The 23,341-nt window shown below is 38.9% G+C and carries 16 protein-coding genes and 2 pseudogenes; 6 read left to right on the forward strand and 12 right to left on the reverse strand.

Features of this window, described 5'->3' with window-relative positions; genetic code table 11:
* Window positions 1–79: 79 nt before the first annotated feature.
* Window positions 80–793, forward strand: coding sequence for a UDP-2,3-diacylglucosamine diphosphatase (gene lpxH, locus DV415_RS00090; RefSeq protein ID WP_118791697.1), 714 nt, complete (start codon window positions 80–82; stop codon window positions 791–793).
* Window positions 794–825: 32 nt separating this feature from the next.
* On the opposite strand, the gene DV415_RS00095 is transcribed toward lpxH, so the two are convergent.
* From DV415_RS00095 to DV415_RS00110, 4 genes are all read right to left on the reverse strand, one after another.
* Window positions 826–1,641, reverse strand: coding sequence for a shikimate 5-dehydrogenase (locus tag DV415_RS00095; protein ID WP_118791698.1), 816 nt, complete (start codon window positions 1,639–1,641; stop codon window positions 826–828).
* Between the two features lie 9 nt (window positions 1,642–1,650).
* Complete coding sequence (cysE, locus tag DV415_RS00100; RefSeq protein ID WP_118791699.1) at window positions 1,651–2,454, reverse strand: serine O-acetyltransferase; 804 nt, start codon at window positions 2,452–2,454, stop codon at window positions 1,651–1,653.
* 11 nt (window positions 2,455–2,465) lie between these two features.
* The gene (gene gpsA, locus DV415_RS00105; RefSeq protein WP_118791700.1) at window positions 2,466–3,473 is read right to left on the reverse strand and encodes an NAD(P)H-dependent glycerol-3-phosphate dehydrogenase; all 1,008 of its coding nucleotides are present in this window, start codon (window positions 3,471–3,473) and stop codon (window positions 2,466–2,468) included.
* Window positions 3,474–3,546: 73 nt separating this feature from the next.
* Window positions 3,547–6,078, reverse strand: coding sequence for a class I adenylate cyclase (locus DV415_RS00110; protein ID WP_118791701.1), 2,532 nt, complete (start codon window positions 6,076–6,078; stop codon window positions 3,547–3,549).
* 365 nt (window positions 6,079–6,443) lie between these two features.
* On the opposite strand from DV415_RS00110, the gene DV415_RS00115 reads away from it, so the two are divergent.
* Both DV415_RS00115 and DV415_RS00120 read left to right on the forward strand, forming a co-directional pair.
* Window positions 6,444–7,688: a uroporphyrinogen-III C-methyltransferase gene (locus DV415_RS00115; RefSeq protein WP_118790296.1), complete on the forward strand. Its 1,245-nt coding sequence runs from the start codon at window positions 6,444–6,446 to the stop codon at window positions 7,686–7,688.
* Window positions 7,689–7,697: 9 nt separating this feature from the next.
* Window positions 7,698–8,984 (forward strand): heme biosynthesis protein HemY, encoded by a 1,287-nt coding sequence (locus DV415_RS00120; RefSeq protein ID WP_118790297.1) that lies wholly within the window; start codon window positions 7,698–7,700, stop codon window positions 8,982–8,984.
* Window positions 8,985–9,047: 63 nt separating this feature from the next.
* Here the strand turns inward: DV415_RS00120 and psiE are convergent, their stop codons facing one another.
* The 3 genes and pseudogenes from psiE to DV415_RS00135 all read right to left on the reverse strand — a co-directional run bounded on the left by psiE (window position 9,048) and on the right by DV415_RS00135 (window position 10,446).
* The gene (gene psiE / locus DV415_RS00125; RefSeq protein ID WP_005625591.1) at window positions 9,048–9,467 is read right to left on the reverse strand and encodes a phosphate-starvation-inducible protein PsiE; all 420 of its coding nucleotides are present in this window, start codon (window positions 9,465–9,467) and stop codon (window positions 9,048–9,050) included.
* Between the two features lie 96 nt (window positions 9,468–9,563).
* Window positions 9,564–9,784, reverse strand: a pseudogene (locus DV415_RS10280) (helix-turn-helix domain-containing protein); the annotation flags it as partial.
* A 110-nt stretch (window positions 9,785–9,894) separates the two neighbouring features.
* On the reverse strand, window positions 9,895–10,446 hold the full coding sequence (locus tag DV415_RS00135) for an REP-associated tyrosine transposase (RefSeq protein ID WP_118790298.1): 552 nt from the start codon (window positions 10,444–10,446) through the stop codon (window positions 9,895–9,897).
* 272 nt (window positions 10,447–10,718) lie between these two features.
* Between DV415_RS00135 and DV415_RS00140 the strand changes: the two genes are divergently transcribed.
* The gene (locus DV415_RS00140; protein WP_118790299.1) at window positions 10,719–11,222 is read left to right on the forward strand and encodes a HEPN domain-containing protein; all 504 of its coding nucleotides are present in this window, start codon (window positions 10,719–10,721) and stop codon (window positions 11,220–11,222) included.
* 186 nt (window positions 11,223–11,408) lie between these two features.
* Here DV415_RS00140 and DV415_RS00145 read toward each other — a convergent pair.
* The 4 genes and pseudogenes from DV415_RS00145 to lexA form a co-directional block, all read right to left on the reverse strand.
* A pseudogene (locus DV415_RS00145) lies at window positions 11,409–12,038 on the reverse strand (YkgB family protein).
* 127 nt (window positions 12,039–12,165) lie between these two features.
* Entirely contained in the window at window positions 12,166–16,113 is a 3,948-nt protein-coding gene (gene purL / locus DV415_RS00150) for a phosphoribosylformylglycinamidine synthase (protein WP_118790300.1), read from the reverse strand.
* 129 nt (window positions 16,114–16,242) lie between these two features.
* Complete coding sequence (dapF, locus tag DV415_RS00155) at window positions 16,243–17,067, reverse strand: diaminopimelate epimerase (RefSeq protein WP_118790301.1); 825 nt, start codon at window positions 17,065–17,067, stop codon at window positions 16,243–16,245.
* 142 nt (window positions 17,068–17,209) lie between these two features.
* Window positions 17,210–17,833: a transcriptional repressor LexA gene (lexA, locus tag DV415_RS00160; protein ID WP_118790302.1), complete on the reverse strand. Its 624-nt coding sequence runs from the start codon at window positions 17,831–17,833 to the stop codon at window positions 17,210–17,212.
* A 174-nt stretch (window positions 17,834–18,007) separates the two neighbouring features.
* On the opposite strand from lexA, the gene plsB reads away from it, so the two are divergent.
* Window positions 18,008–20,437: a glycerol-3-phosphate 1-O-acyltransferase PlsB gene (gene plsB, locus DV415_RS00165; protein WP_118790303.1), complete on the forward strand. Its 2,430-nt coding sequence runs from the start codon at window positions 18,008–18,010 to the stop codon at window positions 20,435–20,437.
* A gap of 402 nt (window positions 20,438–20,839) precedes the next feature.
* On the opposite strand, the gene DV415_RS00175 is transcribed toward plsB, so the two are convergent.
* Complete coding sequence (locus DV415_RS00175) at window positions 20,840–21,892, reverse strand: extracellular solute-binding protein (RefSeq protein WP_118790305.1); 1,053 nt, start codon at window positions 21,890–21,892, stop codon at window positions 20,840–20,842.
* A 141-nt stretch (window positions 21,893–22,033) separates the two neighbouring features.
* On the opposite strand from DV415_RS00175, the gene DV415_RS00180 reads away from it, so the two are divergent.
* Entirely contained in the window at window positions 22,034–23,329 is a 1,296-nt protein-coding gene (locus tag DV415_RS00180; RefSeq protein ID WP_118790306.1) for an NAD(P)/FAD-dependent oxidoreductase, read from the forward strand.
* The last annotated feature ends 12 nt before the right edge of the window (window positions 23,330–23,341 follow it).

The raw sequence follows: 23,341 nt of genomic DNA on the forward strand, positions 1-23,341 counted from the left end.
GCCCTATACAAAATTTCGTTAAAGTATAGCAAATTCAATATCAATATGTGCTAATCTAAACAAAAATCGTGGAATTTTTATGAAACATAGCTATTTTATTTCTGATTTGCATTTAAGCGAAACACGGCCTGAATTGACCGCACTTTTTGTTGATTTTATGCAGAATCTTGCCCCACAGGCTGAACGGCTTTACATTTTAGGTGATCTTTTTGATTTTTGGATTGGTGATGACGAGCAATCCGCATTGATTCAACAAGTTAAAGATTTAATTAAGTCTGTAAGTAATCAAGGTGTGCAATGTTATTTTCAGCACGGCAACCGTGATTTCTTAATTGGTGAACGTTTTTCAAAAGAAACGGGAGTTCAGCTTTTACCTGATTATCAATTAATCGCACTTTATGATAAAAAAATCTTACTTTGTCATGGCGATACGCTTTGCATTGATGATGAGGCTTACCAACAATTTCGTCGTAGAGTGCATCAAAAATGGCTGCAGCGTTTATTTTTGTGTTTACCATTAAAAGTGCGGGTGAAAATTGCGGAGAAAATTCGAGCAAAGAGTAATCAAGATAAACAAGCCAAATCACAGGAAATCATGGATGTAAATCAAGCCTTTACGACAGAAAAAGTACAAGAGTTTGGTGTAAATTTATTAATTCACGGACACACACACCGTGAGGCGATTCATCAACAAGAAGGATTTACGCGAATTGTATTAGGGGATTGGCGAAAAAATTACGCGTCAATTTTAAAAATGGATGAAAGCGGAGAATTTGGTTTTATTAAAGATTAGAAGTGCGGTGAAAAACCACCGCACTTTTGATGTTAAGATTTAGCTCGAGCAAACGCCGCAGCTTCTGCTATTAATTCATCACTTGGGCGTTGATGTGTATAAAGTTCAAATTGTTCTACAGCCTGAAGTACAATCACTTCTGCGCCAGAAATGGTTTGTTTTCCTTGTGCTTGAGCATAACGAATAAAGGGCGTTTCAACAGGCATAGCCACTACATCAAACGCGACACTAGCATTATCAATGAGTGCTTTTGGAAAGGCTAAATCCATTTCTTCTTTGCCACCTTTCATGCCGATTGGCGTAACATTGACTAAAATGTCTGCCTGTTGGTTTTCTAAAGAATCAATGTATTCATAGCCGTAAAGTGCGGCGAGATATAGACCTGTTTTTACGTTGCGTGCGTAAATTTTTAATTTCTCAAAACCTGAATTTTTAAAGGCGGCCACAACGGCCTTTGCCATACCACCACTGCCATGAACAATGACTTTAGCATTTTTATTTAAATGATATTTTTCAATTAATTTTACGATGGCAATGTAATCAGTGTTATATGCTCGCAAAAAGCCATTATCGTTCACGATGGTGTTTACGGATTCAATGGCTTGTGCTGACGGATGAATTTCATCTAAAAATGGCATGCAAGCTTCTTTGAATGGCATTGAAACTGCACAACCACGGATTCCTAATGCGCGCACGCCTTTGATGGCGTGTTCAATATCTTGCGTGGTGAAGGCTTTATAAATGAAATTCAAGCCTAGTTTGTCGTACAAATAATTGTGAAAGGTGGTACCGAAATTGCCCGGACGACATGATAAAGACATACAGAGTTGGGTATCTTTATTAATCATTTTATTTCCTTAAATATTCAAATTCATGCCATCATCAATGCCGATAAAATATTGGTTCATATCGAAAGCAGGTTTTGCCGCTTTATCTTGACTCACAATGCGAGCTGGTACACCTGCTGCTGTGGCATATTCTGGCACTGGGTGAAGCACAACAGAATTTGCCCCAATTTTGGCGTATTTACCCACTTCAATATTACCGAGAATTTTTGCTCCCGCCCCAATCATGACACCCTCTCGTACTTTTGGATGGCGATCGCCTGATTCTTTTCCCGTACCGCCAAGTGTTACGCCTTGCAAAATTGAGACATCATTTTCGATCACAGATGTTTCACCGACAACAATACCTGTTGCATGGTCGAACATGATTCCGTGGCCAATTTTCGCCGCTGGATGAATATCGACATCGAAAGCCACAGAAATTTGATTTTGTAAATAAAGGGCAAGGGATTTACGATTTTGATTCCATAAATAATGGGTGATTCGATAGCTTTGAATCGCATGAAAACCTTTTAAATAAAGCAAGGGGGTGGACCATAACTCCACAGCAGGGTCTCGGTGGCGAACAGCTTGAATATCGCAGGCAGCACAATCAATAATCGAAGGATTAGCTTGATAGGCTTCCTCAATAATTTCTCGGAGAGAAATGGCGGGCATAATAGGATTGGCTAATTTGTTAGCCAATAAATAACTTAGCGCACCGCCCAGATTTTGATGTTTTAAAATCGTAGAATGAAAAAAACTGGCAAGCATAGGTTCGTTTTCGGCAAGTTCTTTGGCTTCTTGGCGAATATGTTGCCACACATCTAATGCCATAATTTCTCCTTTTATTCGCCTTTACATTCTCGCCCCAAAAGGCTGATCGCTATATCTTGTGCGCTTTTGCCACAAAACAGCATTTGATAAATTTGTTCTGTAATCGGCATTTCCACACCTTGTCTTTGTGCAAGCAAATAGGCTTCTTTTGTATTATAAAAACCTTCTACGACTTGCCCGATATTTTCCATAGCCGTTTGGGCATCTAATCCTTCACCTAGCATTAATCCAAAACGTCGATTGCGAGATTGATTATCGGTACAAGTTAGCACTAAATCGCCTAATCCAGACATTCCCATAAACGTATTGGGATTTGCACCGAGCGAGGTACCTAATCGGCTGATTTCCGCAATGCCACGCGTAATCAGTGCTGTACGAGCATTTGCGCCAAATCCCATACCATCTGAAATACCTGCGCCAATTGCGATCACATTTTTAATTGCACCACCAAGTTGAACGCCAATCATATCCGAATTTATATAGACTCGAAAATGTTTACTACAATGAATACGCGATTGAAATTCCTGCGCGAACTGCTCGTTATTGGAAGCGAGCGTAATGGCTGTTGGTAAACCTTGCGCTAATTCTTTTGCAAAAGTTGGACCAGAGAGTACAGCTAGTGGATATTGTGTTCCGAGTTGTTCTTCAACTACGGTTTGTAGTAAACGCCCTGTGTTACGTTCCAGACCTTTTGTTGCCCAAATTAATCGGTGGTGGGCTTTTAAGTGTGGTCTGATTTTTATAAGAATTTCACCGAAAGCATGGCTTGGTACCACGATTAAAATATCTTGAGAATATTCCATTGCTTGCGCAAGATTGCTTTCTAAATGAAGTTCCTCAGGAAAGATGACATCTGGTAAAAAACGATAATTTTGTCGTTCTATCTGCATTTGGGCGATATGGGCGGGATTGTGCCCCCATAAATAAGTGGGAGAACCATTGCGAGAAAAGGTAATTGCCAGCGCAGTTCCATAAGATCCTGCACCTAGCACAGTGATTGGTGTTTGCGTAGTTGTCATATCCACAATTTATCTAGTGAAAGAGGAAATAAGTATAGATATCTTTCGGTGACCTATCAACCACAGGAAAATATTACTTATTCATTGGGCGGAATTTAAACGGCACAATGGATACGCCATTTTTTCCATTTTTTAGTTGATAAAATTGAGGGTAGTTAAAATTACGTTGAACGATATTGTAAGGATTTTTATCGCTTTCCAGTTTAGCATTTTGATAAAGTTGACTAATCTCCCGCACTTTTTCATCTTTTTCACCATCGCAGCGGCGATAGATTTCGAGACGATTAGATTCATCTAAAATGTAAACATTGAAGCTGTCATCGGAATTATCTTCAAAAAAGAATTGTAGGAATCCTTCACTTGCGAAGGCATCCATTTCTGGAGGATAGCGACGACTTTCTTGGTTTGTCTCGCCATCTTCAATTGGCGTTTGTAAAACTTCGTCAAAATCCACCGCACTTTCAGCTTCATTACAGACCGATTCATTTCCGATTTCTTGTAAGCTAATCCCACGATCTTCAAAAAATAATTGCCAGTTTTTACCCGCTACGCGTAAACGTGACGTTTGGCAAGGTTTTTGAATATCGCCGACTTGGATGCTAACGCATCGATTGACTAATCCCATCACTAATTGGCGTAAATCTTGGCGATAACGTTCGCTATAACAATATACTTGGATGGAATCTGGGCGATTAACGCCACGATAAATTTTGTTAGAAAGCACTTTTAGCGCAAGCAAAATGGCGTTTTGCCCTTCAAAATGGAGCGTTCGGATTTCGTTCCACACATTGCGATAAGTAAAATCGATGCTGCCCACAAGGCTTTGTTCAAGCGATCCAAAACTAAATAAATCTCGCGATGAAATACCGGTTAATATTTCTTCTACTTTAGATGTTGGATCGGTGGTGAGATTTATGGCAATAAACAAGCTACGAATTTCGCATTGATTTAATAAATCACTATTTTTAGGTTGTTTGGCGATGGTGCTTGGAAAAGACTGACGCAAGTTAGTGACAAAGCTTTGCAATGTGCTTAAAGTCACATTCTTGCTAAAAATTGACAATTCGGTTTTTTCAGTGAGTAAATGATTGAAATAAGCCCAAGAAACTAATTTATTGAGGCTTTCCCCGTATTCAATGACCCGTTCTTTAGAGAACATAATATGGTGCGTTGGTTGATTGATAAGGTACCAACCATCTTTAAAATGTTTATTGCCGCGAACCTCCACAAAAGTCAGGTGTGCTTCTGATAAATTGTGAGATATCTGTGTGTTGAGTAAGGACACTTTGCCGGGAAGTTCTTCAAAAGCAGTATAAAGTTTACGAGAAAGAATGTTGATATCTTGTGGCACGACGCTCGAGTGAATATGATGCTTTCGCGCAAATTCCACTAAATTACGATAACTCAACATTAAAAATTTCATTATGTTATCGTGGTTTTCTTTTACTGCCTTAATTTTCCAAAATGGACGCTTATTGAGATGTTTTACCGTTTCTGCAGACCATCCCCATTCTTGCGCAAGGATTTCCATATAACGAATACGCCAATTATTGGCTTGGTAACGCGCAAGATCTTCCGTTGCTTTCACATAGAAGCAACGGCGCACAAAATCTAAACGTTTAAATTCAGAAAGTACGGTTAAATATCGGGTTACTTTTGCAAGAATGGCAATATAAGGATCAAAATGGTGGTCAGGATTGGTATTGCCAGCAAGTAAATCTCGCTTAAAAGTGCGGGCAATTAAGCAAGTGTTTGGGTATTCCTTGGAATAGGCTTCCAACAACAAAATTTTGAGCACAGATTTATAAGGCGAATCAATCCCTTTATAAAGATGCCATAAACTGGCACCGAAATATTCGTTTGCAGAAAATTGTCCTAAACCGCCAAAATCCACCCAATCATTTGGATCAATTTCCCCTTCCGTAATTAAACGAGCGACCTCTTTTTCATAGTCTTTTTCATTTTCCACCCATAAATGTAACCAAAGTAGAGGTTTACCAGCCAAGCGTACAGCGGAGCGATAGAACTCATCAAGCAATAACATATATTGCGCAGAGCCGCTATTTTCAACAGTGAGTGGGTCAGCATAATGTTCATTGCGGAAACGTTGTTGATCCATCAAATAAAAATTAATTTCCACATTAAATTGCATTGCCCATTCACTAATCCGCTTAGCTTTTTGAGTAAGAAGTGCATATTCATCTGGACTCAAGCCATCACGGACACAAATCCAAGTATCGAGATCTGAAGAAGAAGTCTGGCTTATTGAACCAAAACTTCCCATTACATAAACACCTAAAATTGGAGGCAAAACCTCGTGAAAACTCACCGCACTTTTTTGTGCTGAAGATTTGTGTTCAGCATAGTGAATACTGTATTCATTGGTGAGCCATTTTTTTTGATAATCAGAAGCAAGGAAATTCGCAATGCCAGAGGGGGCGTGAATAACATAGCCAGGAAGTTGTGGATGGTTTAGGTGTAAAAGTAAAGGAACAACCGCTAAAACGTGTTGGAATGCATCGCCTGAACCTTGTAATGCACGCTCAAAACGGCGTTGATCCAAGTCGCTAACCCATTGTTTTGCTTGTGCTAGATTACATTCCACGCGGTGTCCCTACCAGAACAACAAAAATTGGCGAACAATTTACCACTTAGGGAGTATAAATGCAAAAAATTGTGATACAAATCACAGTTTTTGAAGAATCAGAGACTTTGAGTCATTAGAAAGCAAAATAAATGACTAAAAATCTTATTTTTAATTCAATTTCTCATATCTGAGGTGTTTCTTATATCAACAATCAAAATGACTTTTTAACCTAAGAGTGATAGGATAGCCAACAAATTTATTGCGTAAATGGCTTAATTTCGCTGATATGAGAATCTATATTTTTACCATTGGCGACTGCTCGGTATTTTTCTTATTAAAGCGAGTACATTAACTTATTCAATCTGACTTATTAAGGAATTGATATGGCAAAAGATCAAGATAACGACATCACTGAACAAGTTGGTGATGCGCCAAAAGTGGTTGAAAAAACAGAAACGATACAGCTAGTTCCACAAACTATTGTGAAAAAAACGGGCACAGCATTGAGTTTATTGGCAATTCTCATTGCGCTAGGTGTCGGTGGGGCTGGTTATTATTTGGGTCAGCAACAAATAGCTGAAATTCAGCAAAAATTAACCGCACTTGAAAGCCAAAGTAGTGTAGCTGTTTCTGCTCCTGTGTCTGATAATAGTGGACAGGTTACACAATTAGAACAAGGCTTAAAAACCGCACAAGATAAAGTCGAGCAACTTGAGCAATTAGTTGCAGGCAAAATAGGCGAAATTGCTGCACTACAAGCCCAAGTAAAACAAGTTAGTCAATTGGTTGGTGCACAACAACCGAGTGACTGGTTATTTTCCGAAGCAGATTTCTTGTTAAATAACGCCTTGCGTAAACTTGTTTTAGATAACGATGTTGATACAGCTATTTCTTTATTAAAATTGGCTGATGAAACCCTCGTTAAGGTAAACAATTCACAAGCGAATGCGATTCGTACGGCAATCAATCAAGATTTAAAACAACTTCTTTCACTTTCAGGCGTAGACCAAAATGCAGTAATGCAAAAACTTTCACTGCTTGCTAACACCGTGGATGAGTTACAAGCATTGAATGTAAATTTTGATGAAACGCCAGAAAAGAGCGGTAAATTATCTGATGATATTGCAGATTGGCAGCAAAATGTAGAAAAGAGCGCAACTTCTTTCCTAAATCACTTCATTCGTATTTCGCCAAAACAAAGTGCGGATAAAAAAGAATTGCTTGCACCAAACCAAGATATTTATCTTCGTGAGAACATTCGCTTACGTTTACAACTTGCTATTATGGCCGTGCCACGCCAGCAAGATGAACTTTATAAACAATCTTTAGATGCGGTTGCTTCTTGGGTTCGTAGCTATTTCGATACGAGTGCAGAAGTGACGCAAAATTTTTTAAAATCAGTAGATGAGCTGGCTGATTCTTCTATTTATGTCGATGTGCCAGAGCAATTAAAAAGTTTGACCTTGCTTGATAAATATCTCAATCGTGCGCCGTTAGATGTCCAAAAGGTGGAAATTGAAGCGGATAAAGCGATTGAAACTATGCCTAAAGCTGAAGGTGTGGTAACAGAAGCATCTGCACCAGAAAAACAAGAATCTCAACCGGCAAAAGCTGAGACACAAAAATAAGGATAGCCTATGTTTAGAGTGCTTTTTTTAATGCTAGCATTGCTTGCTGGGTTGATTGCAGGGCCTTATCTTTCTGGTCAGCAAGGCTATGTTCGTATTGAAACAACAAATAATATCGTTGAAATGTCGATTACGACATTAGTGATTTTCTTCGTGATTGCTTTAGCGATTATTTATGGTTTGGAATGGATCGTCACACGTTTTTTACGTTTAAGTCGCGGTTCTTATAATTGGTTTTCTAGCCGTAAACGTGTGAGAGCGCAGAAACAAACCCTTGAAGGTTTGATGAAGATGAATGAAGGGGATTACGCCAAAGCAGAAAAATTGATTGGTAAGAATGCCAAACATTCTGCTGAGCCTGTGTTAAACCTCATCAAAGCTGCTGAAGCAGCACAACAACGTGGTGATGAATTTAGTGCAAATCGTTATTTGATTGAAGCCACTGAATTAGCTGGCTCAGATAATTTGCTGGTGGAAATTGCCCGCACGCGTATTTTATTGCAACAAAACAAATTGCCGGCAGCGCGTAGTTCTGTGGATAGCCTGCTAGAAATGGCTGGTCGCAATAAAGAAGTGTTAAAACTTGCGGTAGAAATTTATCTTCGTTCTAAAGCTTATCAAGCCCTCGATAAGATTCTAGATGGAGTTGAAAATAGTGGTTTATTTAGTGCTGAAGAGTTCAAAGATCTTCGTTCTCAAACAGAAAATGGTTTGCTTGATGAGAAAATGAATGAAGAAGGCGTAGATGGTTTGCTTGAGTGGTGGGATGCTCAGTCTCGTAGTCGTCGTAATAATATTGATCTCAAAGTTGGTTTAATTCAGCGTTTAATTGATTGTAATGACCATGAGTCAGCATCAGAATTTACTGTTGAAGTATTGAAGAAAATTGGCGATAACACCAGCATTAGCAAAGAACTTTGTACTCAAATTACACGTTTACAACCAGAAGATAATAGTAAACTTCTCAAATTAATCGAAAAACGTGCAAAACGTGCAGATGAAAAACAAAAATGCTGTATCAATCGTGCCTTGGGTTATTTATATGTTCGTAACAATGAATTTGCTAAAGCAGCAGATGTCTTCAAAAATGTGATGGCTTGTCCTGAACAGTTAGAGACAAATGATTTGATGATGGCATCTTATGTATTTGAACAAGCGGGTGATAAAGCATTAGCTGAGCAAGTTCGCCAAGAGAGTTTGAAATCAGTGATGGCAATTCAAGATGTTGTCCCAGAAAGTGAGGAAGAAAAAACAGAAGAAAATTCAACCGCACTTTTAGAAAGCAAATCTGAGTAACTCAACTTAAAAGACAAAACGCACTTCAAGTGAAGTGCGTTTTTTGTTGCTTTGAATCTAAAACTATATATTTTTCAGTTTATTAGAATATAACACCAAACAGAGTGCGATCACCATAATCAAAATTGCACCTGCAAATAAGATGGTATCCACTGAGCTTTCATGATTAACAATGATTAAACGCAACATCGCAGTGATCCCAGCATAAATAAAATAGCGCAAAGGGAAGTGATAGCCGCTTTTAAAATACTGCACAATCAAACCAATAAACCCGAAATATAAGAAAAACATCACTGCTTGTTCAGCTACATCATAAGGCACGACAGTCGAAGTATTAAGCACCATCATCGCTAAAGTATAAGTGATTTTCCCAAGGGCAATGATGAGTACAATCGCCAACGCAATCAATGCCGTGCAAAGCACGATTTTCAATACACCAGTAATAATTCGTGGCAATTTTTCTAATTCTGGAGATTCTTCCATTTTTTATTCCTTACAGCAAAAATCAAAGGTTTGTATTCTAATGCAAGATTGTAAAGTTGGTCAAAGTCATTTGGAAAAATAAAGTGTGGTGGAATTAGAAAAGTTTATTGTTTTTAGAATTTCAATTTCTTTCTTTTTCATCTTTGGCTTCACTATTTTCGATGTTTGAAGGGTTGTATAAGGAGATTTCACGCCATCCCCCCTCTTTGCTGAAATGCTTTTAGCCAATAAATGACGAGAGCGTGGGAAATTTTATGAATTTTACCCACCTCACGGATACCATAATCCTGTTCAATGACGAGTTTGATAATTTTCAAACGAAATTAATAAGAGTAGGACATAATCTGCACCTCAAATTAGGTGTCCTGTTTTTTTTTGGGGGGGATCAAAGTACGGTGAAAAAACGTTTGGATTTTTCACCGCACTTTTAGCTAAGAACATCAATGTCTAAAACAGGATTAACCGCTTGCCAATAGTTTTTTGCACTGCTATATTTCCAATCCTGCGGTTCAGACACAAACCCGCTTACCACCGGATTTTGATGAATATAGTCTAACTTTTCGTCAAAAAATTTATCGGAATGAATTTCGATGGGGTGGTTGTGGTGTTGCCAGAATTGATAGTGAGTGACATTGGAGCTTTTTGTTCCTGCCCTTTTGAACATCCACAACAACCATTCTTTACGGCTTTCTTGTTGATTATCACGAATTAAATTCACCAGGTTCGTTGCTGTAAATTTTTTTAAATCTCTTATCAGCGCCGATGGATTCTCTTTTTTAGCTTGAAATAATAAATGAACATGGCTAGGCATTATGCAATATCCATAAATCAGCATTCCACGTTCTTTTCGAAAGAATGATAACGCTTGAATCATCAGTTCAAAATAGGATTCTCGAATAAAAACATCAATCCAATATACGGTTGCAAAACTAACAAAATAGATTCCTTCTTTATTATTAAATTTATATTTTCTGCTCATCACACACCTCAAAAGTGGACAACATAATTAGCAGAAAATATAAATTCAACAATAAAACACTCATCTTGGAACTCAGATCTCAAAACAAAATTAATTTCTATAAATAGAGATAGCACATTCTATACTGCCGGAATAACGCTGGCGCGCGTCTCCCGACGCGTGCCCAAAGTTCAGAGCATAAAAAAGCACGCGTCAGGAGACGCGCGCTATCATGGGGGAGAATATAAGAAAAAGAATATCAATAGCATCACAGATTTTATATGGAATAGACTATGAATTTTGATGTTGAGAAAAAACTTAATGATGATTTATTTGAGCTTAATGAAGTAGAGAAAGAAATAAATAAAAATAAAATATCTAGAATATCTAGTTTTTTAACAAATTATGCTGTTATTAAAGCTTCAGGTAGCATTGAATCAACTTTCAAATCAATATTATATAAACAAATAATTGAACATAATTGCCAAACTAGTCATCAGAGAATACATCAATTCTTTGAAAAAATGATTATAAAAAGTTCTACTAACCCGTCTCCAGATAATATCTTAGACTTTCTAGCTAAATTTGAAAAAGAATGGAAAAAAGAATTATCTAAAAAGTTAAGTGAATATAAAGAAGAGAACACTAAAGATCTTAGGTATGATCTAAATTCGTTAGTTCAACTAAGAAATCAGATAGCTCATGGTACAAATTGTACTGAATCCATAGGAACGATAATGGGATATTATAAATCAGGGATAGAAGTTTTGAAAATCTTAGATAATATATTGGAATAATGGAAAATATATGGATTGCATTAGAACTAAGAAAAGATTTACTATTCTAAAATAGTTCCATGAATTATATTTTATCTATATTGAATTAGATAAATTCTCCTAATTTTTATATTCTAAGCGAGTAAATATTTAGTTAATAACAAAAAAGCTTGCTATTTCTCTCAGCAAGCCTTTTAAATAAACTAATTAAGCAAATTGCTTTTTATTCTCTAAATAGCGTTTTGCACATTCTGCTGCAGCAACTAAACCACCCGCCATCATAATAATATTTTTAATAACGAGTCGGTCAGCACCTGAGAGATATGGGAAGCCATAATTAGGTGTAGGGAAGTCCCCGCCTAAATTCGGCACCCAGGTTTCTGGCGTAAATATTAGGAAGGACAGAGTGACTATCGACATGCCAAAGGTGAGTAAGCCTCCAAATAGCCCGAGTGTTGGTGACCAAATCCCCGCTAATACTAAAATACCAATAGTCACAATAATTGCGCCAATAATATAAGAAGCTGTGTAGGTACCGTTGGCTTTATGCCATTCGATATTTTTTGCAACCATTTTGCCTTCAGGGTTTTTATATAAGGTATATTCTTTTACTAAAACACCCTTATCATTTTTTACCATATTCGCTCCATTTTTATAAAGGAAGCTTAAGAAAGGGCTATTTGATACAAAATGTGCGATACCATCTGCCTCATATTGGCAAACTTTTAAGCTGCCAATCTAAACCATCACCACACAAATAGCAATGCGGATAAAGTTGATAAATTGACGTTGCAATGGTGCAACAATATTAGCTAGCAATGTAACTAAACTACTCATTAAGAACTCCTCATATAGTTCAATTGATATTACGGACAAAATATCCAAAATTGTTCAGTATAAAAAAGAGATACTAGCTCACCCAGTATCTCTTATTTTGTATTAATTTTCTGTGAACAATCTCACATTATTTGAAATTCACTCTCGCATTTCTAAAAATTCGCATCCAAGCGCCATCTTCAGACCAATCTTCAGGATACCATGAGTTGCTCACGGCACGGAATACACGTTCTGGGTGTGGCATCATCGCGGCAATACGACCGTCCACGTTAGAAATGGCGGTAATACCCAATGCTGAACCATTCGGGTTGGCTGGATAAGTTTCACTCACGTTTAAATGGCTGTCGATATATTGCGCGACAATCAAGTTTTGGGCTTGAAGTGCGGTCAAATTCTCAGGTGTTTTGAATTCTACGCGCCCCTCACCATGAGAAACCGCAATCGGCATATGTGAACCTGCCATGCCTTTAAACCACAATGAGTTGGTGTCGTTGATTTTCACCATCGCAGCACGAGCTTCAAAACGTTCTGATTTATTACGCACGAAACGTGGCCAATTTTCTGCGCCAGGGATAATTTCCGCAAGAGTGGAGATAAATTGACAACCATTACATACGCCTAATGAAAGGGTGTTTTTATTGGCGAAGAATTGGCTAAATTGATCGCGTAATTGTGGGTTGAATAAAATGGATTTCGCCCAGCCACCGCCAGCACCTAATACGTCACCGTAAGAGAAGCCACCACAGGCCACCATCGCGTTGAAGTCGTTTAAGTTGTAACGGCCCGCCATTAAATCACTCATGTGAACATCAATCGCTGCAAAGCCTGCACGATCAAAGGCCGCTGCCATTTCAACGTGGCTGTTTACGCCTTGCTCACGTAATACGGCCACTTTTGGTTTCACGCCTTTGCTGATGTAAGGCGCAGCAATATCTTCATTCACATCATAGGTTAAGTGAGCAGATAAACCTTTGTTGTCTGTTGCTTTTTTCGCTTCAAATTCTTGGTCGGCACATTCCGGGTTGTCGCGTAAGCGTTGCATTTGATGGGTCAATTCCGCCCAAATGCCACGCAATTCTGAGCGTTTTTCATCCAAAATTTCCCTTCCGAATTGATGGATCACAATGCGATCATCGTTGCTAACCTTGCCGATGTCGTAGGTAATTCCCTCTAATCCATGTGTTTTCAACACCGTATAAATAGCGTCAAGTTCCGCCTCTAATACCTGAATCACCGCGCCTAATTCTTCGTTAAATAAAATGGCTAACTCGGAAATTTCTTGCGCATAGTGTTCCGCACCGAGCTCAAGCGCCCATCCTTTTCCGCTATCGAATAACGGAGAAATATCAACATCCACGCCACAGTTACCCGCAAATGCCATTTCTGCAAGTGTGGTAATTAAACCACCGTCTGAACGGTCGTGGTAAGCCAATAATTTACGCTCTGCTACTAGTGCTTGCATTGCATCGAAGAAGTTTTTCAGTTTGGCTACGTTCACCACATCGGCTGGTTTGTCACCTAATTGTTTATACACTTGCGCAAGTGCGGTCGCGCCTAAGCGATTTTTTCTTTCGCCTAAATCAATCAACAATAAGCGGCTTGCACCTTTGTCTGTGCGTAATTGAGGTGTCACGGTTTTGCGGACATCTTCCACGCGAGCAAAAGATGAAATCACTAAAGAAAGCGGAGCTGTTACTGATTTTTTCTCGCCATTTTCTTCCCAAGTGGTTTTCATCGACATAGAGTCTTTACCCACTGGAATGGTAATGCCTAATGCAGGACAAAGTTCTTCACCGACCGCTTTTACCGCTTCATATAAACCTGCATCTTCACCACCATGACCCGCTGCAGACATCCAGTTTGCAGAAAGTTTGATGCGTTTAATATCGCCAATGTTGGTGCCCGCAATGTTAGTGATAGATTCAGCGACCGCTAAACGTGCAGAAGCTCCGAAGTCTAATAATGCCACTGGTGCACGTTCACCCATTGCCATGGCTTCACCATGATAGCTGTCTAATGATGCAGTTGTGACGGCCACATCAGACACCGGAATTTGCCACGGACCGACCATTTGATCACGCGCTACCATTCCGGTTACCGAGCGGTCGCCAATGGTAATTAAGAAAGTTTTTTCTGCCACCACCGGTAAGCGTAATACGCGATGGAAAGCTTCTTTTAATTGAATATTTTCCGTTGCAAGCGGTCGATTTTCGACAGTTTTTGACGAAACCTCACGCGTCATTTTCGGGGTTTTGCCTAATAATACATTCATTGGCAAATCAATTGGATTATTGTCGAAATGGCTATCGCGCAAGGCTAAATGTTTCTCTTCCGTTGCCTCACCAATGACCGCAAACGGCGCGCGCTCACGTTCACAAAGTGCGGTAAATAATTCGAGTTTTTCTGGCGCAACGGCTAATACATAACGTTCTTGTGATTCGTTACACCAAATTTCTAATGGCGACATGCCTTTTTCATCGCAAAGAATTGAGCGTAAATCAAATTTACCGCCACGTTCGCCATCGTGCACCAATTCAGGCATCGCATTAGATAAACCGCCTGCGCCCACATCGTGAATAAAGAGAATTGGGTTTTCTTCGCCTAGTTGCCAGCAGCGGTCAATCACCTCTTGGCAACGGCGTTCCATTTCTGGGTTTTCACGTTGAACAGAGGCAAAATCTAAATCTTCTTTTGATTTCCCACTGTCCATGGAAGAAGCAGCACCACCGCCTAAGCCGATGTTCATTGCAGGGCCACCTAATACGATCAATTTCGCACCGACTGGAATTTCACCTTTTTGAACGTGTTCGCCACGAATGTTGCCAATACCACCCGCTAACATAATCGGTTTGTGATAGCCTCGCACTTCTTCACCATTGAAGCTGTTGACTTTCTCTTCATAGGTACGGAAATAACCCAATAAGGCAGGGCGACCAAATTCATTGTTGAATGCTGCGCCACCTAATGGGCCTTCAATCATAATATCTAAGGCTGAGGCAATACGATTTGGTTTAGAAAGTGGATTTTCCCAAGGTTGCTCAAAGTTTGGAATGACGAGGTTTGACACCGAGAAACCGGTTAAACCTGCTTTTGGTTTTGCACCACGACCGGTTGCACCCTCATCACGAATCTCACCGCCCGAACCTGTTGCAGCCCCTGGAAATGGCGAAATTGCGGTTGGGTGGTTGTGGGTTTCCACTTTCATTAAGATATGTGCATCTTCATTGTGATAGCGATATTGCCCATCTTGATCCGCAAAGAAACGGCCAACTTTTGAGCCTTCCATTACTGCCGCATTATCTTTATAGGCTGAAAGTACGAAATCAGGCGTTTTCTCAAAGGTATTTTTAATCATTTTAAACAGGGATTTATCCTGTTTTTTGCCGTCAATAATCCAATCTGCATTAAAGATTTTATGACGGCAGTGCTCAGAGTTGGCTTGCGCGAACATATAAAGTTCAATATCGTGCGGATTGCGCCCTAATTGGGTAAAGTTTTCCACCAAATAATCAATTTCATCTTCTGCCAGTGCCAAACCTAATTCTACGTTGGCTGTGACCAAGGCTTCACGTCCACCGTTCAAAATATCCACGGTTTTAAATGGTTTCGGATCTTGATGACGGAATAAAATCTCCGCATCTTGTGGATTGCGCACCACGGTTTCCATCATTCTGTCATGTAAAAGTGCGGTCAATTTCTCTGTTGTTTTTTCATCAAGCGGTTGGCTTAACTCAAAATAATACGCCAAACCACGCTCAATGCGCTCTACTTCATTTAAACCGCAATTATGTGCGATATCGGTCGCTTTAGAAGACCAAGAAGAAATCGTGCCAACGCGTGGAATAACGATAAAAGTTTCGCCTTTGGCATCGTGTTCTGCCAAGGTTGGGCCGTAATGTAACAATGCTTTTAACTTAGCTTCCTGCTCACTAACAAGCGGTCGATTTAATTCCACAAAATGCAAATATTCCGCATAAACCGATTTCACCGGTAATTGATTTTGTTGGAATTTTTGCATTAAGCCTTGAATACGAAATTCAGAAAGGGCGGGTGAGCCACGAAAAGTTTGAAACATAAGGGGTTCCTTTATGAGGATAGGAATGAAAATTGAGGGGTATTATAAAGGATATTTTTAGAAACGAAAACGTTTGCGTAAGCTGGAGATAAAATCCCCATCTTTAAGAATTTGATGGGGATAAGAAGATTAAAGGGTTATAAAACCGTCATATACATGGGTCGCTTCGCCAGTCATATAAAGTGGATGACCAACGCCATTCCATTCAATGATTAATGAACCGCCTGGCAAATCGACTTGAACTCGATTATTCAATAAACCTTGCATAATTCCAACTGCAACAGCTGCACAAGCGCCACTTCCACAGGCTTGCGTTTCTCCTGCACCACGTTCATAAACTCTAAGTTTAATATGCTCTTTATTGATGATTTGCATAAAACCAGCATTGACACGCTCAGGAAAACGCTCGTGACTTTCTAGCAAGGGACCGAGCTGTTCAACATTTGTTGTTTGAATATCATCTACTTGTACAACACAATGAGGATTGCCCATTGAAACGGCACCACATAAGACGGTTTGAATGTCCGTGCGCAGAATGTAATTTTTCTCGAATTTATTTGCGGTAAATGGAATTTTTGCTGGCTCCCAAATCGGTTCACCCATATTCACACGAATTTGGTTATCGTCTTTTACTGTTAGAACCATATTGCCTTTTTGTGTGCTAACCGCGATGTCTTTTTTGTTAGTTAGCCCTTTTAATGTCACAAAACGAGCAAAACAGCGGGCACCATTTCCACATTGCGAAACTTCACTTCCATCGGCATTGAAAATGCGATAATGAAAGTCGAGTTCAGGATCATAAGGTGGCTCAACAAGCAAAAGCTGATCAAAACCAATTCCACGGTGGCGATCAGCTAAGCGTTGAATGGTTTCTGACGTGAAAAAAACATTTTGAGTAACACCATCAACCACAACAAAATCATTGCCTAATCCGTGCATTTTGGAAAACTGCATTTTTCCATCCTTTATTTAAATTCAAGATTGATTGCATTATAGAGAGCGGTAAAAAGAATGGCAAATTCAGAATTTTAGATTAAGAAAAGTGCGGTAAAACACAGGAAATTTTTACCGCACTTTATTCGCCAATTTACTCAGATTACATCCAAGCATTATTGCGAATGATCCCTACGGCAATGCCTTCAATCTTGAAGTTTTCTTGTTCTTCAAGATTTACCACGATTGGATCAAATTCTTCATTTTCTGCGTGTAGATAAATGATAGAACCTTTTTTCTCAAGGCGTTTTACCGTCACTTCATCTTCAATACGAGCAACGACAATTTGTCCATTGCGTACATCCTTGGTGCTATGTACAGCTAATAAATCACCATCTAGGATACCGATGTCTTTCATGGATTGACCATAAACTTTTAGTAAGAAATCTGCTTGTGGTTTAAACATATCGGCATCTACGCGATAAGTTGCTTCGATATGTTGTTCTGCAAGAATCGGTTCTCCAGCCGCTACGCGCCCCACGAGTGGTAAACCATCAAATTCTTCATTTGCGCTATTGTCTAAAATACGGATACCGCGAGATGCGCCAGGAATAATTTCAATGGCACCTTTGCGTGAAAGCGCTTTTAAATGTTCTTCTGCCGCATTGGGTGATTTAAAGCCCAATTCTCGAGAGATTTCAGCTCGTGTTGGTGGCATGCCTGTTGTTTCTAAATGACGTTTTAATAAATCCAACACTTCTTGTTGGCGTGCTGTTAATGGTCTCATATACACTCCTGTTTTTAAATACAGATAACTGGTATTGTATACAGATTACGTGAAGTTGCAATAGTTATTTTTTAAATCTGTGTATTAGGTCACATTCTGTCACTAAATTTTTTAAAGCGGTTGAGATCGGATGTGTTAAAATATTTCAAATTTACAACAAAGAGAAAATTTATCATGGCAAATTTTGTAAATATGTATCGTCAATTATTGAGCTTGCCTCTGTCAGTATTAGTGAAAAATAATCCAATTCCAGCCAATCCGATAGAAGAGCTTTCCCTCAATATTCACCAACCTGTTGTTTATGTTTTGCCTTATACCTCTCAAACCGATTTCGTTATTTTCCGTCGAAATTGTTTGGCGTTAGGTTTGCCTGATCCTGCTGAGAAAAATGAAATTGCTGGTGTGAAGTTGCCTCGTTATGTGTATTTAGATGAGGGACGCCGCATTTTTAAATCGAAAGGTGCGAAAGATGAAACCACCACGATCTTCAATAAATACCTCGAATTACACCGCACTTCTGAGAACTTAGATGTGCAACTTATTCCAGTCTCCGTTCTTTGGGGGCGTTCTCCTGGGCATGAAGATAAATCTGGTTTGCCTAACTTGCGTTTGTTAAATGGCATGCAAAAAACTTTTGCTGCTATTTGGTTTGGACGTGATACTTTTGTGCGTTTTTCTCAAGCCGTTTCATTACGTTATATGGTGAATGAGCATGGCTCCGATGAAAAAATTGCGCAAAAGCTGGCTCGAGTTGCAAAAATGCATTTTGCTAAACAGCGTATTTCTGCGACAGGCCCGCGTTTACCTAATCGCCAAGCTATGTTTAATAAATTATTGCAATCAGAAGCGATTCAACGTGCGATTGAAGATGAAGCAAAATCGAAAAATATCAGTATTGAAAAAGCGCAAAAAGAAGCACATAAGATTTTGGATGAAATCGCTGCAGATGTAAGTCATTCAAGTTTACGAGCTGCTGATCGTTTTTTACGTTGGCTTTGGAATAAACTTTATTCTGGTATTGATGTACAAAATGCAGATCGTGTACGTAAATTAGCACTTGAAGGTCATGAGATTGTTTATGTTCCTTGTCACCGTAGTCATATCGACTATTTATTGCTTTCTTACGTACTTTATCATCAAGGGCTTGTTCCTCCGCATATCGCAGCAGGAATTAATTTAAATTTCTGGCCTGTAGGTAGAATGTTCCGTAGTTGGGGCGCATTCTTTATTCGTCGCACTTTTAAAGGAAATAGATTATATTCTGCAATCTTCCGCGAATATTTATCAGAGTTATTCCACCGTGGTTATTCGGTAGAATATTTTATTGAGGGGGGGCGTTCTCGCACTGGCCGTTTACTTGCGCCAAAAACTGGAATGATGTCGATGACACTTCAAGCCTTGCAACATAATCAAACTCGTCCAATTTCTGTTGTGCCAGTTTATGTGGGCTATGAGCATGTATTAGAGGTGGATACTTACGCAAAAGAATTGCGTGGTGCGGCGAAAGAAAAAGAGAATGCGGGTTTGGTTATTCGAGTAATAAAAAAATTACGCAATCTTGGTCAAGGTTTTGTGAATTTTGGTGAGCCAATTACGCTTTCCAACTACTTGAATCAACATTTCCCTGATTGGAAAGAGCAAAATCACGAAGAAAAACCACAGTGGTTTGCTCCTGCAGTTGATTCTGTATCAAAACAAGTGATGGTGAACATTAATAAAGCAGCAGCAGTGAATGCAATGAATTTAGTTGGAACGGCATTATTGTCTTCTCGTCAGCGTGCACTTTCTCGTGAGCAACTTTTGGAACAACTTGCGAGTTACCAACAATTACTACAAAACGTGCCTTATTCCGCAGATGTTGTATTGCCAACGGCTACGCCTGAAATGATGTTAAATCATGTATTAACGCTTGATCGTGTTGGCGTGTTAGTTGAAAAGGATAACTTTGGGGAAATTGTGCGTTTGGAACGCGCATCGGCCGTGTTGATGACTTACTACCGCAATAACATTCAACACTTATTTGTTTTGCCGTCTTTAGTTGCAAGCATCATTTTGCATTATGAGGCGATTCAAAAAGATTTATTAGTCGAAGCTGTCGGCAAGATTTATCCGTTCTTAAAAGGCGAATTATTCTTGCACTTTAGTGAGGAAGAGTTAAAAAATCAAATTCACCAAATTATTGATGAATTTGCGCGCCAACAGGTGATTAACTCTAATGATAATTTCTTATCTATTAATAAATCGAAAGTACGTATTTTACAACTTTGGTCTGCGGGAATGCGTGAAATCTTGCAACGTTATTACATCACAGTGACAATTTTGCAAAAACAACCAGATATTTCACGTGCAGAACTGGAAAAAGAAAGCCAACTCGTTGCACAACGTTTATCTGTATTGCATGGTATTAACGCGCCAGAATTCTTTGATAAAGCCGTCTTCTCTATGTTCATTGCGAATTTGAAAGAGCAAGGTTATTTTGATGAATCAGGCAATGGCAATCTTGAGAAAATAGAATATTTGGCTTCAACACTTTCTCATTTGATTTCAACGGAAATTTGTCTGACTGTCAAAGGAACGGTTGAAAAAGCGGAAGAGCACGCTTAAGTTAGATTTAAATTTTAGGAGCATCATTTGATGCTCCTTTTTTATATTAGCTATATAAAAAAGTGCGGTGAATTTAAGAGTTCCAAAGAAACTTTCTATATGTCATATATCTAAGAAATTCCTTTTTCTTGATATACTTTGAATACCGCCATTTTCAGTAATGAAATCGACAATATGCCTCCATCTGATAGAAAATGATACTATTAGCTTTGTTTATTATAAATACTAGTGGCTTCTTAATACTCATTTTTCTATTAAGAATAGATTGAAGAACCTGTAATTTAAATTCGATTGTGTAGTGTTTACCCATAAAAATCTGCACCTCAATTGTTGGTTTGATTAGTCCAACTTTTGGGGTGCAGATCATTTTCACCGCACTTTTTTGTTTTCTAAATTTAGAAATTAATTGGTTTTTAATTTACCCCAATATTTTTCATAAATATCAACCGCTTCACCAACATCTCCTTGCATAATCCCTTTTTCTACTTCTGATGCTGGTGGAAATAGTTTAGGATCATTGGCAACTTCTGGGCTGAGTAATGCTTTGACTCCTTCATTTGGCATAGAAAAGCCCATGCGTTCTACTACAACTTTGGCATTTTCTGGACGAAGTAAGAAGTCAATGAACTTATGCGCGCCTTCAACATTTTTTGCTGTAGTTGGAATCGCATAGTTATCCATCCAGAAAATTGCGCCTTCTTTGGGATACACAAATTGAAGAGATGGATTTTCTTTATGTGCTAAATAAGCAGAACCATTCCAAATCATACCAACTGCTGCTTCACCTTGTACGTAAGGGACTTCTGGCGAGTCAGAGTTAAAGGTCGCTATATTTGGTAAAAGTTTTTCTAAACGCTCATAAGCTGTTTTGATGTCTTCTTCATTAGTGGTATTAGGCGATTTACCATCAAGCAATAATGCTACGTGGAACACTTCACGCGCATCACTGGTCATGAGAACTTTGCCTTTAAATTCAGGTTTCCATAAATCTGCCCAGCTGGTAATGGTTTTAGGATTAACCTCATCTGCATTAACTTCAATACCGGTAAGTCCGTAAACGTAAGGTAATGAATATTTATTTTCTGGGTCGAATTCTTTATTTAATAAATGTTTAGGGACTTGATGAATATTGGTCAATTTACTTTGATCAATCGGTTGAAGCATCTTTTCCTTAATCATTTTATTTACGTAGTAACTTGATGGAAACACCAAATCATAGCCAGAGCCAGTATTCTGAGTAAGTTTAAGTTTCGCATACATTTCTTCGTTGCTTTCAAAGGTAGAATAAATTACCTCGATGCCAGTTTCTTTAGAAAACTGTGCGACTAAATCAGAAGGCACGTAGTCTGTCCAGTTATAGACGTAAAGTTTGTTATTGGCAAAAGCGGAAACCGCGAAAAGTGCGGTAGTGGAAAGGAAAAGATTTTTGAGTGAGTGAGCAAAGAATTTTTTCAATTTATTGACCTCCGAGGGTTATCGTTCATCATAAAACGCACAAATTTTGCGCGCGCGCAGTATAGCATTTTTTTCGTAAAAGGTTTGACATATTTCCCTTTCGGGGTAAGATTTTGCCAGTTTTTTCCTAAGGGATTTTTTATGCTTAATTTTGCCTATCAAGAACACGTTCGCTCTTATTATTTCGACTCTCGTAACCAAGATTTTCAATTCCCGCCGCTCACTCAAATTGAACATGCTGATGTATGTGTGATAGGGGCTGGATTTTTTGGTTTATCTGCGGCATTAGAACTAGCGGAGAAAGGAAAAAAAGTCATTGTATTAGAGGGTGCTCGAGTAGGCTTTGGTGCTTCTGGTCGTAGTGGTGGGCAGGCAATTAATGGCTTTGAAGAAGGCATTGATGAATACGTTAAACAAGTTGGCGAAGATAAAGCGCATAAACTTTGGAATATGTCATTAGAGGCCATTGATATTATTGATGAGCGTATTGAAAAATATGGCATTCAATGCGACTGGAAAAAAGGCTATGCCACATTGGCATTAAATGAACGCCGAATGGATGACTTAATTGAAATTGAAAAAGAAAGTCATGAGAATTTTGGCTATCAAAATATGCAGCTTTGGGATAAGGCTAAATTAAAACAACACTTAGGCAGTGATATTTATGTGGGTGGCTTATTTGATAGTAATTCAGGGCATTTGCATCCACTTAATTATTGTTTAGGTTTAGCGAAAGCTTGTGTCGATCTGGGTGTTCAAATTTTTGAACAATCTCCTGTAGTAGATATGGTTGAGAAAAATGGTTGCGTTGAGGTTAAAACAGCTAAAAGTGCGGTTATTTCTCAAGACGTTATTTTAGCCACCAATGCTTATATTGATGCTCTCCCGAAATCTATTCATCACGGAATTAATCGTAAAATATTGCCTGTAGAAAGTTTTATTATCGCCACAGAGCCGCTAAGCCAAGCGGTTGCTGATTCTGTTATTAATAATGGCATGTCGGTGTGCGATAACAATTTATTATTAGACTATTATCGTTTAAGTGCTGACAATCGCTTGCTTTTTGGTAGTGATTCTAGTTCAGAAAAAGAGATGGTCGCGATTATGCGGAAAAATATGTTGCGTGTATTCCCGCAACTTGAAAATGTAAAAGTCGATTATGGATGGGCTGGCCCGATTGATATGACCTTAAACTCAACGCCACATTTTGGTCGTATTTCTCCGCATATTTATTTTGCACAGGGTTATTCTGGTCACGGTGTTGCTTTGACTGGTCTTGCGGGGCGAATTGTAGCGGAAGCGATTTTGGGTGACGATGAACGTTTATCTATTTTTGAAGGCCTGAAAGTCCCATCTGTTTATGGTGGTCGAATTATCAAAGATCTTGCGACAAAGATTGGTGTGCAGTATTACAAGTTTTTAGATAAATATCGTTAAGATATAAAAATG

This window comes from Haemophilus haemolyticus, assembly GCF_003490595.1.
Taxonomy (GTDB): domain Bacteria; phylum Pseudomonadota; class Gammaproteobacteria; order Enterobacterales; family Pasteurellaceae; genus Haemophilus; species Haemophilus haemolyticus_L.